Origin of the sequence: Streptomyces sp. NPDC007264, from assembly GCF_042869095.1 — a bacterium.
In the GTDB taxonomy this organism is placed as follows: domain Bacteria; phylum Actinomycetota; class Actinomycetes; order Streptomycetales; family Streptomycetaceae; genus Streptomyces.
The window spans coordinates 1-12,907 of the sequence record NZ_JBIAFD010000031.1 but is presented as its reverse complement, the minus strand read 5'-3'; the positions used below and the strand labels follow the sequence as shown (position 1 = coordinate 12,907).

At 66.2% G+C, this 12,907-nt stretch carries 15 protein-coding genes and 4 pseudogenes; 8 read left to right on the top strand and 11 right to left on the bottom strand.

What is annotated here, in order from left to right:
* The first annotated feature begins 24 nt into the window (after positions 1–24).
* Positions 25–528 carry a hypothetical protein gene (locus ACFYMU_RS32605; protein ID WP_388381209.1) on the top strand — a complete coding sequence of 168 codons (504 nt, stop codon included), beginning with the start codon at positions 25–27 and terminating at the stop codon, positions 526–528.
* A 367-nt stretch (positions 529–895) separates the two neighbouring features.
* Here the strand turns inward: ACFYMU_RS32605 and ACFYMU_RS32600 are convergent, their stop codons facing one another.
* From ACFYMU_RS32600 to ACFYMU_RS32590, 3 genes are all read right to left on the bottom strand, one after another.
* Positions 896–1,429: a hypothetical protein gene (locus ACFYMU_RS32600; RefSeq protein WP_388381207.1), complete on the bottom strand. Its 534-nt coding sequence runs from the start codon at positions 1,427–1,429 to the stop codon at positions 896–898.
* Between the two features lie 368 nt (positions 1,430–1,797).
* Positions 1,798–2,151: a hypothetical protein gene (locus ACFYMU_RS32595; protein ID WP_388381205.1), complete on the bottom strand. Its 354-nt coding sequence runs from the start codon at positions 2,149–2,151 to the stop codon at positions 1,798–1,800.
* Positions 2,152–2,284: 133 nt separating this feature from the next.
* The gene (locus tag ACFYMU_RS32590) at positions 2,285–2,599 is read right to left on the bottom strand and encodes a hypothetical protein (protein ID WP_388381204.1); all 315 of its coding nucleotides are present in this window, start codon (positions 2,597–2,599) and stop codon (positions 2,285–2,287) included.
* A 182-nt stretch (positions 2,600–2,781) separates the two neighbouring features.
* Here ACFYMU_RS32590 and ACFYMU_RS32585 point away from each other — a divergent pair, with 182 nt between their 5' ends.
* Positions 2,782–3,429, top strand: coding sequence for a hypothetical protein (locus ACFYMU_RS32585; protein WP_388381202.1), 648 nt, complete (start codon positions 2,782–2,784; stop codon positions 3,427–3,429).
* A gap of 162 nt (positions 3,430–3,591) precedes the next feature.
* Here ACFYMU_RS32585 and ACFYMU_RS32580 read toward each other — a convergent pair whose 3' ends face one another.
* The 3 genes from ACFYMU_RS32580 to ACFYMU_RS32570 are packed head-to-tail and all read right to left on the bottom strand — an operon-like array spanning position 3,592 to position 5,194.
* Positions 3,592–4,446 (bottom strand): helix-turn-helix domain-containing protein, encoded by an 855-nt coding sequence (locus ACFYMU_RS32580; protein ID WP_388381200.1) that lies wholly within the window; start codon positions 4,444–4,446, stop codon positions 3,592–3,594.
* Positions 4,447–4,452: 6 nt separating this feature from the next.
* Complete coding sequence (locus ACFYMU_RS32575; protein ID WP_388381197.1) at positions 4,453–4,968, bottom strand: DUF6879 family protein; 516 nt, start codon at positions 4,966–4,968, stop codon at positions 4,453–4,455.
* Positions 4,943–5,194 (bottom strand): hypothetical protein, encoded by a 252-nt coding sequence (locus ACFYMU_RS32570; protein ID WP_388381195.1) that lies wholly within the window; start codon positions 5,192–5,194, stop codon positions 4,943–4,945. The genes ACFYMU_RS32575 and ACFYMU_RS32570 overlap by 26 nt, the downstream gene beginning before the upstream one ends.
* A gap of 234 nt (positions 5,195–5,428) precedes the next feature.
* Between ACFYMU_RS32570 and ACFYMU_RS32565 the strand changes: the two genes are divergently transcribed.
* The 5 genes from ACFYMU_RS32565 (at position 5,429) to ACFYMU_RS32545 (ending at position 8,850) form a co-directional block, all read left to right on the top strand.
* A complete protein-coding gene (locus tag ACFYMU_RS32565; RefSeq protein ID WP_388381193.1) occupies positions 5,429–5,806 on the top strand; it encodes a DUF6415 family natural product biosynthesis protein in 378 nt (125 codons plus the stop codon).
* A gap of 90 nt (positions 5,807–5,896) precedes the next feature.
* Positions 5,897–6,397 carry a hypothetical protein gene (locus tag ACFYMU_RS32560; protein WP_388381191.1) on the top strand — a complete coding sequence of 167 codons (501 nt, stop codon included), beginning with the start codon at positions 5,897–5,899 and terminating at the stop codon, positions 6,395–6,397.
* A 72-nt stretch (positions 6,398–6,469) separates the two neighbouring features.
* Complete coding sequence (locus ACFYMU_RS32555) at positions 6,470–7,126, top strand: class I SAM-dependent methyltransferase (RefSeq protein ID WP_388381188.1); 657 nt, start codon at positions 6,470–6,472, stop codon at positions 7,124–7,126.
* An 80-nt stretch (positions 7,127–7,206) separates the two neighbouring features.
* A complete protein-coding gene (locus ACFYMU_RS32550) occupies positions 7,207–7,950 on the top strand; it encodes a hypothetical protein (RefSeq protein WP_388381185.1) in 744 nt (247 codons plus the stop codon).
* A 48-nt stretch (positions 7,951–7,998) separates the two neighbouring features.
* A complete protein-coding gene (locus tag ACFYMU_RS32545; RefSeq protein WP_388381183.1) occupies positions 7,999–8,850 on the top strand; it encodes a hypothetical protein in 852 nt (283 codons plus the stop codon).
* Positions 8,851–9,195: 345 nt separating this feature from the next.
* On the opposite strand, the pseudogene ACFYMU_RS32540 reads toward ACFYMU_RS32545, so the two are convergent.
* The 3 pseudogenes from ACFYMU_RS32540 to ACFYMU_RS32530 form a co-directional block, all read right to left on the bottom strand.
* Positions 9,196–10,017, bottom strand: a pseudogene (locus ACFYMU_RS32540) (site-specific integrase); the annotation flags it as partial.
* Positions 10,016–10,441 (bottom strand): annotated as a pseudogene (locus tag ACFYMU_RS32535) (FtsK/SpoIIIE domain-containing protein); the annotation flags it as partial. The pseudogenes ACFYMU_RS32535 and ACFYMU_RS32540, both read right to left, overlap by 2 nt.
* A gap of 107 nt (positions 10,442–10,548) precedes the next feature.
* Positions 10,549–10,755: pseudogene (locus ACFYMU_RS32530) on the bottom strand (hypothetical protein); the annotation flags it as partial.
* 114 nt (positions 10,756–10,869) lie between these two features.
* On the opposite strand from ACFYMU_RS32530, the gene ACFYMU_RS32525 reads away from it, so the two are divergent.
* On the top strand, positions 10,870–11,397 hold the full coding sequence (locus ACFYMU_RS32525; protein ID WP_388381180.1) for a hypothetical protein: 528 nt from the start codon (positions 10,870–10,872) through the stop codon (positions 11,395–11,397).
* Here ACFYMU_RS32525 and ACFYMU_RS32520 read toward each other — a convergent pair.
* Both ACFYMU_RS32520 and ACFYMU_RS32515 read right to left on the bottom strand, forming a co-directional pair.
* On the bottom strand, positions 11,345–12,139 hold the full coding sequence (locus ACFYMU_RS32520; protein ID WP_388381178.1) for an IS5 family transposase: 795 nt from the start codon (positions 12,137–12,139) through the stop codon (positions 11,345–11,347). The two genes, ACFYMU_RS32525 and ACFYMU_RS32520, sit on opposite strands and share 53 nt — an antisense overlap.
* A 262-nt stretch (positions 12,140–12,401) precedes the next feature.
* Positions 12,402–12,758, bottom strand: a pseudogene (locus ACFYMU_RS32515) (hypothetical protein); the annotation flags it as partial.
* Positions 12,759–12,907 lie beyond the last annotated feature (149 nt).

Here is a 12,907-nt window from a genome sequence, read left to right as displayed (position 1 = left end):
AACACCTGTATCCCAGGGGGGATCATGTCCAACCCGTACAACACCGCCCCGGCCGCGCCGAGACCTGCCGACACCCGTCCTCTGTACAAGCGCAAGCGGGTGTGGGCCGGAGGCTTCCTCCTCCTCGTGATCGGCTCGGGGATCGGCAGCAGCGGCGCCCATGACGACGCCGTTAAGGCCGCCGCCGCGAAGCCCGCCCCGACCGTCCACGTGACCCAGACCGTCACGGCCACGCCGGAACCGAAGGCCACGGTCACCAAGACCGCCAAGCCGAAGCCCGCGCCGACCGTCACCGTCACCAAGACCGCCCGCGCCACGAGCAGCAACACCGGATCCGGCTCGTCCAGCAGCTCCAGCGGCGGTGGCAGCAGCGCTTCGGGGACCTGCTCCATACGCTCCAACGCCGGCAACTGCTACAGCGCCGGTCAGTTCTGCCGCAATAGCGACCACGGCGCCTCCACGACCGACGCGTCCGGCACGCCCATCACCTGCGGCCTCAGCGGCAGCCGCTGGCGCTGGACCTACTGACCCCATCTCGACCCGGCGGCTGCTCCCATGACACTGGGCGCCGCCGCACCACCGTCCGCTCAGCAAGGCGAGTGGATGGACCAGGCCGCTCGTGACGCCCGCCCCGGCTCGTCGTACCTGGACTGATCCACCCAACGCGGCGGCCACGTCCGCGAGAATGGGCGCAGGCCGCCCTCCTGGAGACCGCCATGAAGAGGGGCGACCCATGTCGTTCGGCTCGCACTGGAACCGTGGGCGAGCTGCTGCGCCTGGGCAACCTCTACGACCCTGAGACGGTTTGCCGGCTCAGTAGGCTCGGCGCGCTCATTGCTGGTGTAGCCGGGCGCGGTTCTACGAACGTCGCCTTGCCCGATCTGTCAGGACGACGTTACGAGGGCAGCTCACTATCTGTCTGGAGTAGCACGTAATACCAGGACAGGGCCAAGACCACTGCTTTTCGGATCAGTCTTTGGTGTTCCTTTCGAACGTTTCCAACGCCGAGTTCCTCGTTGATGATTTTTTCGATGATTTTGCTGTGCTGTCCTGTGGTACTCGCAATTTCTCCCACGATTCGGGTCAGCCGTTCGTGGGGATGGGGCCAGGTTGCGATGATTTTGTACTCCACCAGGTCTTCAGGGGAAGTCTTGCCAAGCCAGCGGGGATGATGGGGGTACCCCCAGCGGTCCCACTCCGCCCGCAGGGCGCACGAGCGGCAGGTTCCCATGAATTCACCGGAAGGCTCCTTACCGCACGTTATGCAGACGTATCCTGGGTAGTTGGCGCAGTAGGACGAAGCTCCATCTCGCAGCTCGGCGTGGGCGTAGCCACCATCCTTGAATTCGGTGGGGAGATGAGGGTGATCCCGATCCCATGCGGTCTTGAGGGAAGCGCATTGCCCAGGGCAGTCGGACTCTTTGAGCATGCCGGGACACTATGAGCAAGGTGCCGTAAATGTCCAATCGTCCCTCTCGGTGACATTTTCTCGTTTTGCGAGGTGCCGATTGAGAAAATGTCACTCAGCCCTACTGGTGGAGTAAAGGGGCAGAAGGCGGGACAGGTGAGGGGCAGGTGAAATCAACTACCCTTACCAATATGTGAGGGTATGCGGAATTGTGAAGGCATTACGGTACCCCCATCACGGGGGTGCTCAAGGGCCGCTGCGGGGCGCGCCTCCACCTGCCCCGAGACGTGGCGTGCGCGAGATGGCGACGTGGCGACAGCAACCGACACGACAGGCTGGGAGCCAGCAGGCACAGACGGGAGTGACGGCCCGTCTGGGCTCTGGTCGCGTCAGAGGCTGTAGTACGCGGCGTTCGAGGCGTATAGGTCGTCGGCGACAGTGGCCAGCAGGTCGTCGCTGGAGCCCTTGTCACACGCGGTGCCCAGGTCGGCCTCGAACTGCTTGATGATGCTCGTCGAGGGGGCCTTGTCACCCTCGGTGCCGTCGCTGCCCTTGGCGTTGGTCAGCAACTCTTTGGCCGCATCCCAGTGCTCGCTGTCGTCCATGTGCCCGGCCCAGTCCGAGCATGTCTGTGCCCCGTACGGCACGGAGGAGTCTTTGCTGCCGTCGTCCGAATCGCTGCCGCACGCGGTGACCACGCCAGCCAGCACGGCGACCGCCACCAATAGTCCCACTCTTCGCATCAGGTACCCCACCCCTTCTGCCCGGCCCTCCCCAGCCCGGCCCGGCTATTGAAGCACTCTGGCGAAGGGCGCTGCTGCGACTGTGCCCCGCCTCTCCGACGAGCGCGGGGGCAGGGGCATTTGTGTGTGCGATCTACCGGCCGGGCTTCCAGTCGGTATCCAGGATGGCGGCGTGTACGGCCGCCACGATCATCGTGATGGCGAGGACGCCGCCCATCCAGTTCTTTGGGTTGCCGAGCAGCGACCCGAGGATGGCGCCGCCGTAGATGATGGCCGCATACACAGCGGGTACCAGCATGCTGACGACGCGCTTCTTGGCCGCGATGAAGAACAGCGGTGGCGCGAGCAGGCCAGCGGCCAGCACCACCACGACGACCCAGTTCAACTCGTGCTGGGTCGAGGCGTACATGCGGGCGCGGATAGGTGCGTTGACGTACGGATTGCTCATGGTCCCCCCTTGGCAGTGCGGCAGTTGCCACGTGGCAACTGTGTACGGAGCGCGGGCTGAAAGTGCTGGACCGTGACGCCGGGATACAACGGCTCCGATGGTCACAACCTGGACACACTACCTACACGCTGCCTCCACGCAGCGCATGATGCCCTCTCCAGCACGCACGCCCTGGGGGACTCATGTCCAAAAGCACGCCGCCGCCGATGCCCGACTTCCCGCCGCCCCCACCGCCAGCCACGAAGCGCAACCGCACGAACGTGATCATCATCGGGTCGGCGGCCGCGGTGATCGCAACGATCATCGCGACGGGTGTAGTGGTCGCGAACTCCCGCGACGACAACAGCTCGGACACCACGACCGCCGCCGAGACGAGCACCCCGTCCGACGACACGATCACCGCAGCTGCCGAGCCGGAGCCGACACCGGAGGACACCGAGCCGGAGGTCATGGGGCTGACGGACGGGGTCACCTACGAAGACGGCGTGGAGGTGGACCTGTCGGGCTACAAGCGGGGCGTCTCGTCAGCGTATGCGGCACCGGAGAGCACGCCGTACATCTCCTTCAAGGTGAAGATTGTCAACGGGTCGGAGTCCGTCGTGGACATCGGCACCGGATACGTCATGTGCTACTACGGCGACGAGAGCCGTGAGGCCGAGCAGATCTTCGACGAGGGGTTGGACGGGTTGCCGTCGATGCAGTTGCGGCCGGGGCGGACGGCGACGACGCGGGTGGCGTGTGAGATGCCGAAGAGCGAGGAGTACTTGCAGATCGAGTTGGCGCCGTCGATGGAAGCGGAGACGGCGATCTTCGCGGGCAACGTGAAGTAGACCGGTGCGTTGCGGCTCCGCGGAGGGGGCCGTCCAGTCCGGGTCGGCCACAGCCGTTCACGTCGCTCAGACGGCGAATAGCCAGCCTCTGGTGACGCGCGTGTTGTGGAAAGCCCCCAGCATGGCTGTGATGCGCCCGTCTGGGGGCTTGCTGCGTCCGGGTCAGCGCAGTGCGTCGACGGCCTTCACGATCAGGGCACGCGCGTTGGCGCCGTACACGGCCAGCTCCGTGAGCCGGGCGAACGCGCGCAGGTAGATGTCGAGTTCGCCGGGGGCCGTGACAGTCACCTTCGCGGCGAGCAATTCCACATGGATGCGGGAGTCGTCGAACACCGTGAACTGCTCCAGAGGCCACATGCTGCCCTCCCGCGCGGCTACGGCCGGGATGATGCCGAGCGACACGGACGGCAGGGCCATCGCGGCGAGCAGGTTGCCGAGCTGACCGGCCATCACCTCTTGGTCGCCGACCCGGTGGTTGAGGACGTTCTCCTCGATCAGCGTCGCGAAGCGGTGGTCGCCTTCGTAGATGACCCGGGCACGGCGCATGCGTACCTCGACAGCCTCGCTTACATCGTCGGGCGTGCCACGGAAGCCGGCGATCGTGCGCATGAGAGCCGTCGCGTAGCTGGGCGTCTGCAGGTAGCCGGGGATCACATGGGAGGCATACACGCGGAACAGGCGCGTACGCTCGTACAGCTTGGCTGACGTCTCCGCCAGCTGCTTCATGCCGGTGCGCTGCAGCCGCTTCCACTGCAGGTACATAGAGTCGGCCTGCCGGTTCGCCGCGATGAGGTCGTCCGCCTGGCCGTCGGCACCGCAGGCCGTGCACCAGGCGCGGATGTCCGCGTCGGACGGGGCAGTGACGGCGTTCTCGATCCGCGAGGACTTGGCGACGGACCAGTTGCACAGCAGCGCGATTTGCTTGCCGGTGATGCCCGCGTCCAGGCGCAGCTCCCGCAGACGTGATGCGAGAGCTGCGCGCGCTTCCTGCACGCTGGACGTGGGGAACGTGGGCATGGCTGGCTACTTGACCTCGTACTGGTCGTGCGGGGTGGCCCGATCCCAGATCTTCTCGAACGCTGCCGCGTGCTGCTCCACCACGGCGGGGTCATCGCACAGTTCCTTGCTAATCCAGCCGCCGTCTCCCGAGAAGTGGTGGACGCGCATGAGCCGCCCGTCGAAGATCCACAAGTCGCTGCCCGGCAGCAGCAGGTCCCAGGCCCGGTGTCGGGGCAGCCAGCGGACCTGCTCCCCGGCCTCCACGTTGGCGCGGGTCTGGTAGTGCTCCCAGCGGATGTAGTCGGTCACCGGCTCGGACACGATCCGGGCCCGCCGCACCTGGACGCCGCGGGCGATGGCGTCCGCGATGTCCTGGTGAAAGGGGCGCCACCAGGAGGCGCGGTCGTCCCAGTCGACGCGCTGGCCGAGCTGCCACGTCTCGAAGCGGGGGTTGCTGTAGTAGGCGTCCCGCATCTCCAGGTGGACAGCCGACTCGCTGGCATCGGCGAGGAGTTCAGAGAACTCCGGGATCGAGCTCATCGCACGCCTTCCTGATGATGGGGATCATTCGCTTCGGGATCCTGACGACGGTCTCGCCGGGCGGGATCGGCGCCCGGGCGGGAGACAGCGCGTCACATGTGGTCGTCGTCTCCTCGTCGGCCTGGTAGCTCTGGATCAGCAGGTCTTCTGTGTCCGCGTCTACCCAGACTGTGGGACATCCGTCCTCGTCCGTCTCGGGGTCGATTCCGACGAAGTGAATGTTCATGCTGGCTGGCCTCCCGCGCTAGTCGGTTGCAGCGATTTACACCACCGTCGCGCCCATGAAGCACATGGTCAAGAGCGCATGTCGGCCATGGCCGGGGATATCCAACTGGCGTGTAATTCTATGTAACTTCGTAGCCAGGCTGGTGGGGGGTTCCTACGGTCGGCGGGTACGAGAAACCCCGGCGAGGCGGCGGAGCCTCCCGGGGCGTGGCCGACGCTGCTGAGGAGCGCCAACATGAGGCAAGCTACAGCCCATCCGCCAGCCAGCGAAGAATGGGGCCAACACCCCCTCGACATCTACGTGATGCGCGCCAGCGTGCGGCGGCTCCTCGCGGAAGACGCCGAACTGCCCTCCGTCGAGGAACTGGAGACGCTCACCCTTCAGCTGCGCGGGCACATCATGCTGGCTATCCCCGAAGTCGAGGCTGCAGCCGGAAGGCTTCCCAAGGACGACATCCCGCGCGCCTGCGCATTCGCATGCGTCGGCGAGGCTCGTATGCGCCTCAACCTCGAACCCGGCCGTACCCTGCCCGCCGGCATCGCCCACGCCCAGCGTCTCGCCCGCTCCGTCAACGCCCTGTGTGACCACTACGAGAATCTGGGCAGCCGCTGACATGGCGTCCCGGACCGAGTGGCAGTTTCAGGACCGGGGCGAGGGCCCCGCGTACAAACAGCTCGTCGTCGTCCACGATAGGGAAGGTTCATGACCGTTACTCTCGACCGGCCCACGAGCACCCGGACACGGGATCCGAAGGATCTCCTGAACGCCGTCAGCCCCCACATCACGGAGCTGACCGTCAACGTCTTCGACTCCGGGATGAGTCTGTGGGACCGCGAGGTCGCTCTCCTGCTCCGCGACCACGCGATGGTCCGCGACATGGCCGAGCGGATCCTCGGCAACGCCGTCATGTACGCCATCGGCTGCATGGAGCACCCCGAGGTCCACCTGGGCGTCGGCAAGCTCGTTGACATCGGCGTTCACCAGCTCATCCTCGACACGCCGGTGTGGTGGGCACTCTGCGACGTGTACAACGAGGGCCGCTATAAGCACCACGCCCCGTTCATCGAGCGCCGCCGCGACGGTCTGTGCCTGCGCACGGCGGACTTCCTGAAGTCCATCGGCTTCGACGTCGACGAGGAGCTGTGGGCGATCGACGGCACGGACTGCTCGCCGTGCGACAACAAGGTCCCCGACAGCCACTGAACGGTCCTACGCTGGCCCCCTGTCCTCGGACCCGCGGAGGACAGGGGCCAGCCCTTGCGAAGAGGAATCGCCTTGCCCGCACAACACGACATCGCCGCCGAGACGGAGCTGTGGGACACCTTCGCCGCTTCCGCCTTCAAGGACGACGCGGAGCCGAGCTTCTGCTGGACCCAGTACGCCGGTCACGGGCCCGGCCCGGAACTACTCGGCAACCCGCGCTCCGTCCTGGAGATCGGCTGCGGCACCGGCCGTGCCCTCGCCTACCTCGCTCAGCACGGCATCACGGCTCGGGGCGTGGACCTGTCTCCCGTCATGGTCAAGAAGATCACCACGAAGTGGGCCAGCACCGGCGCGGAGTTCGTGTGCTCCGAGGTCCTGGGGTACCTGAGCGAGCACGAGGACGCGTACGACGCCGTCTACTCGATCTTCGGAGCCGCCTGGTTCACCGACCCGAGCCGCCTCTTCCCTCTTGTCCGCCAGCGCCTGAAGCTCGGTGGCGTCTTCGTCTTCTCTCAGCCCCCAGCCATCCCCGGCGCGTACGGGCCGCAGGGCATGTACAAGGGCGACTTCGCCGGCAAGGCGATGTTCACCTACCGCTACAGCTACCGTCCGGCGGTGTGGGAGCGTCTGCTCACCCGGGCCGGATTCGCCACGGCCGACGCGGAGGTCCTTGATGCGCCTCACCCTGGGCACATCGGGACGCTCCTCGTCCGTGCTGTCGCGGCGTGACTCCCCTTCGCGGCGGTGATTCGCCCACGGCCGGTCAAAATTCCCACTGGTCACTGAACCGGGGCCTCTATGGTCATCACATGGCCAAAGTCTGCGTCTTCTGCGGAGGTACGCCCCTTACGAAGGAGCACGTTCTCCCGCGCTGGCTCAAAGTCGCGCTTGACCCGACGGTTCAGCGTCACCGGTACATCCGGCTCAGTGTGGATACGGTCCGACGCCATGACGCTCCCCCGCTGAACGACCAGGTCAAGGTGGTCTGTTCCAACTGCAATAGCGGCTGGATGAACCAGTTGGAGGAGAATGTTAGGAGTTTCCTGCCTGACCTGATTCGGGGGACCCCATGCGTCATCGACGCAGAGGCGCAGCGGGCGCTAGCGTCGTGGTCGCTGAAGACCGTGCTCATGTTTCAGCACACGCATCCTCCCGAGGTGCGAGGAGTGATTCCGGCGGGCGACTTCACGAGGTTCTATGAAGTCTGCGAGCCCACTCAGTCGATGCTCGGGCGCCTCGGCTTCATGAACTATCCACCAGACGACTCAGTCCCTCTTGTGGACACCTTGTGCCAGGGCTACGGGACTGTCGAGTCGGGCGGTGTTGCTTGGATCGGCACCCTCAAGATCGGATGCATGGTGGTGCAGATCATCCGGGCGCCTGATGTAGCCGACGGCTACAAACTCGCTCCCTACGAGGCCTTGCCCTCACTGCGCCAGATGTGGCCTCCGGACGACCTCATCGAGTGGCCCCTCCCACTCGCGATCCCGCAGGAGTTTATGAAGGCCTTGGCACATCCAGAGATGTTGGACGTGACCATCACCCCCGTCTAGATCAGAATCGATTCGCGTTGGCAGTGCGCGGGTAGCTAACGTCCTGTCATGGACGCTTCGCTCACATTCGAGAGCTTCTTGGAGGGCGCCAAGAAGGCCGCCTACAAGGCCATGGACGATCACGGGCGCGGTGAGTACGACGAGTTCGCTCTCCACGCTGGCGTTGCGATCGAGCGGCTGGCTAAGGCGGTCCTGGTCTCGAAGAACCCGATCTACATCGTCGAGATGCGGGGCAGTGCTGAGATGCTCTTCCACCTCGGAGGTCACCGCATGGCGAGTAAGGTCCGAACGATCGGCGCTGCCGAGGCGATCAGTCGGGTCCGGACGCTAGGCATTCTGCCGGTCGACCGCCAGTTGGACCTTCTAATCGACCTCCGGAACGGAGTCGCCCATTCGACGGGCGGTGACGAGGCAAGGTCTCTGCTTGCCACCCTGGCTAAGACAATCGAAGCACTCCAGGAGGATCTAGGCGGATCTCTCAAGTCGTTCTGGGGTCGATGGAGCAACACGGCTCGGATCGCTGTCGACCACCAGCGCGACCGCACAGAGCGCGAGGTACAGGTCCGCATCGGTCAGGCGCGGCATCGCTTCGAGGACCGCTTCGCGGGACTGCCTCAGGACGTACTGGAACAAGCGCAGGCCCCCCTGAAGACGCGCCGTCGAGGCTGGTTTCCCGCCGGAATACACAAGGAGACGGGCGAGCCTGGCCCGCTCATGGGATGGCTTGCCTGCCCTGCCTGTGCGAACAACGCGCTGGTGATCCTTGAGTCCATGGACGACCAGGAGGGCGTGGCCACCGACATTTTCCAGTGCATGCTCTGCGGACTGAGATTGGAGGGGCCCGAAGAGTTCAAGGCCGCACAGATCAGCGTACCTGGGCAGTCAGAGAGCGATTCGTGACCTTTCGGGCAGGGGCCATGCAACGACGTGGTCCGGTTGTGTGGGCGAGCTTGGCCCCCGATCGCCTCACCCTTTACGGCGATCGGGGGCCTCTGGCCGTCTCCGCCCGTCTCACACAGGTCTCACGGACGGGCGGAGAGAGGGCGACCGGACGGCGACGTGTAGGGCTCCGACGGCCTCCGCATGGACCACATGGAGGGCCAGGAAGCCCTTCATTGCACTACGGATCAGAAGGTTGCAGGTTCGAATCCTGCCGAGTGCGCACAGGCCAGGGGCCCCGGAGAGATCCGGGGCCCCTGGCGTTTCGGGGTCGTACAGCAGCGAAGCACAGCAACGGGGGTCGTGTCAGCCGGAGTCGGCGCCGCCCATCGCCGCGGACAGCTTGCCGAGGGCGGCGCGCACCTCCTCCTCGCTCGCCTCCGCGTAGACCTCCATCGTCATGGCGATCTGCGAGTGCCGGAGGATCCGCTGTGCCACCTTCGGGTGCACCTTCAGCGCCACCAGGAGCGAACTGCACGTGTGCCGGGTGTTCCGAAGCGGGATCACCCGGAGCCCGGCCCGGCGAGCCCGTAAGGCGAACATGCGGGTCAGGTTCCCCGGCTCGATCGGCGTCCCGTACTTCGTGGTGAAGACCAGGCCGCGGGTGTCCTGCCAGAGATCATCGGCAGCCTTGAGATCTCCGATCTGCTGAGCGCGGCGCATCCGGAGAGCCCTGAGGCAGAACTCGGGCAGTGGCAGGAAGTCGTCGGACTCTTCCGTCTTGGTCTCCCGGTGGAGGATCTGTCGGCCCGCCTGCTGGATCTGGTGATCCACGTACAGCTCACCCGTCTCGAAGTCGATCGACTTCCAGGTCAGGCCCAGGACCTCACCGCGGCGCAGCCCCAGGCAGAGGACGAGGACCCAGGCCGCGAAGAGCGGATCTTTCCGGACCAGGGAATCGGCGAGGAAGCGCCCTGCCTCGACCACGGACCACGGCTTGATCCGGCGACGACGAGGCTTCGGGACCTTGACCAAGGAGGCCACGTTCCTGCTGATCTCTTCTGCCGCGACGGCGTGGGTCAGCGCGGCCCGGAGGGCGTCCCGCGCCGCCTGGATCACCCGGCGGGACGGGTATGCCTCGCAGCACTCACCGACGGCACAGCACCGGCGCCGAGCCGGGGCGCGCTTCCGGGGTGCCGGGCGCGATGCCCTGGCGGGCCTTGATCAGGTCGTATCGGTCCTCCATTTCCTTCACCAGCACCGGGAGAAGCTCGGCAGCCTCACCCGGGTCGGTCGCCAGCGCGGACAGCCGCGGGGCGAAGGGCGCCAGCTCCACGCCGCGCTTGCAGTCGATTCCCACCAGGGCCACCGGCTGGGCGGCCAGCTTCGTGAGCAGGTTCCGCAGGTACATGGACTTGCCGGACAGCGTGGCGCCGAGGACGAGTTCATGCGGAACGGCCCTGTAGTCGCGCAGGAACGCGGTCGCGTCCTCCCGCAGCGCCACCGGCACCTGAAGCGGTCCGCCCACGGCCCGGCGGGGCATCCGCACCTTCCGTAAGACGCCGAAGCCGACGAGCCGCAGTTCGACGACACCGGGCTTGACGTCCCTCACTTGTCACAGGGCGCAGTCGCGGCCAGAGTCTGCAGCGGCCGTAGGCAGCCGCAGTACTCGGTGCCCGTAGTGGATTCGTCGATCTCCTAAGGCGTTGATGCATTTGGTCAGTGGCCGCCCCGTTGTCCCAACAGGTGAGCTTGTTCCCTCTTCAGAGTGGCGAACCCTTGCCGTGCATATCTGGCGAGTTCCTCGCTGGGGAACGGCACCAATGAGAGGTGTTGGTCGTAGGTGCCCTGTGTCCATCTGGCCGCTGTGATCTCGTAGCCCGAGACATGGGCACACAGTTGAAGCAAGATCGGCGGCATCTCAGAAGCCGTATCTCAACCGAACGTGATCGCTTGATTTCTGCTGGTCAGGCATGGTGCAGCTCCGGATGAGGGAGGGATCCGGCGTCTTGTTTCCGCTCCATGAGCAAGGGGTGCGCGATGGCGTCGGTTCTGGGAATTCTGGAGGAGCGGGAGACAGCGGCCCGTGTGCGGGTGGAAGGGCTTCGGGAGGAAGTCGCCCGGTTGGTGGCGGTGTTGGAGGCCGCCGAGATCGAGCTGGACCGGCGGGTGATCGCGCGGGAGGAGCTGGTCGAGGCCCTGGCCGTGTCCGCCGCCGAGACGACTGCCGTCACCGAGGCAGAGCAGGAAAACGTGCCCTCGCCCGCGCCGGTGCCGGGCTCGATCGTGCCGCCTTGGCGCGAAGGCTTGCCGGTGACGGTGCTGGCGTCGGACTACCAGCGGATCCTGGGCGTGCTCGATGAGCGGCAGCCGGCGGGCCAGGGACCGCTCAAGGCCAGGGAGATCGCGGTGGGGCTGGGCCTTCAGACGACGTCGGCGAAGGTCGAGGGGGTGCGCTCGAAGGCCAGGCGCCTGGCGGAGCGCGGGTGGCTCGTGCAGGAGGCGTCGGGGGCCTTCACTGCCGGTCGGCGGCCCGTGGCCGTGCCAGGCGACGGCTCATCCGCGTGACCATCGACCACCGGATCATCGCCTCGCTGCTGGCCGGCAACGTCTCGTAGTCCCGGGCCAGTCGGCGCGAATGCATCAGCCACGCGAACGTGCGCTCTGCCACCCAGCGCCTGGGCAGCACCACGAATCCCGTCATGTCGTCGGTGCGCTTGACGATCTCCAAGGTCAGGGCGAGTTTGTCCCGGCACCAGTCGACGAGGCCGCCGGTGTAGCCGCCGTCGGCCCAGACCAGGCAGATGTCACGGTGCAGGCCGCGCAGCCGGGTCAGCAGGCTCGTCGCAGCATTCCGGTCACCGATGTTCGCGGCAGTCACCGCGACGACCAGGAGCAGGCCGAGGCAGTCGGTCACGATGTGCCGCTTGCGGCCGCCCACTTTCTTCCCGCCGTCGTAGCCGCGTGAGACGGACGGCACCGAGGCCGCGGCCTTCACCGACTGCGCATCGATGATCCCGGCCGTCGGCTCCGCCTCACGGCCCTCCCGCTCACGCACCCGTCCGCGCAGCCGGTCGTGGAACTCGGTGATCAGCCCGTGCTCGCGCCAGCGGCGGAAGAAGGCGTAGACCCGGCCCCAGCCGGGGAAGTCCGCGGGCATCGCCCGCCAGGAGATACCGCCCGCGACCAGGTAGCGGATCGCGTCCAGCAACTGGCGGTGGCAGTAGCCCTCGGGCTGCCCGCCCCGGCCCTTCAGCCAGGCCGGCACCGGCAGCAACGGCCGCACGGCCGCCCATTCCGCGTCCGTCATGTCGGAGGGATACCGGCGTTCCCGGTCCGGATGGTCGGCCGCGTTGCCGTACACATGCGCGAGGCAATCACACGATGGAGCGGCCGAGTTGAACTGAACGGGTTCGGACGCGTACAACAACGACACCAGGGCCTCCCGGCGCTGCTCGGTCAGATTCGCATCCCCGAGCTACCGAGAGGCCCTGTCTTCATGCGCGCGCAACGGGAAGATCACCCCGGCGGGAAACCTGTTCGACCCGCGCGTTCCATGATCGGTTGAGATACGGCTTCTCAGGCTCCTTCAAGAGGTCTGCATGCCTGATGACGAGATCGCGCATGGCCTGGATGTTCGGGAGGAACACGGTCGTGACCCAGAGCCTCCACTCGGCGAGTTCTTCCTCGGTGGGTGGTGTCTCGTGAACGAATGGTGATCTGCCGTCAGGGCGGGCGTTGCGTTCCTTGAACGCCTGGAAGCTGCGGGTGTTGGCCTCTGTGAGGGCGAACAGGGGTCCGTAGAAGTCGCTGAGCTGGCGGTTCAGGCGTGCCAGACGTTCTTGGCGCTGTGACAGTCGAAGGCCGTTGAGATAGGTAGCGACATAGCCCACGAACGCAAGTCCGATGGTGGCGACCAGTGCGATCATGAAGGGCGATGCTACTGAGCAATGCCGCCCCTGGTCAGTCGGCGGTAGCACATGAGAGGGCGGTATGAGACCTGATGCCCGATTCTTCGTTTCGTGCGGGACGAGTGGGCAGGTCGTGGCGACGTCGGTCGACTACGGCCGAGGCTGGG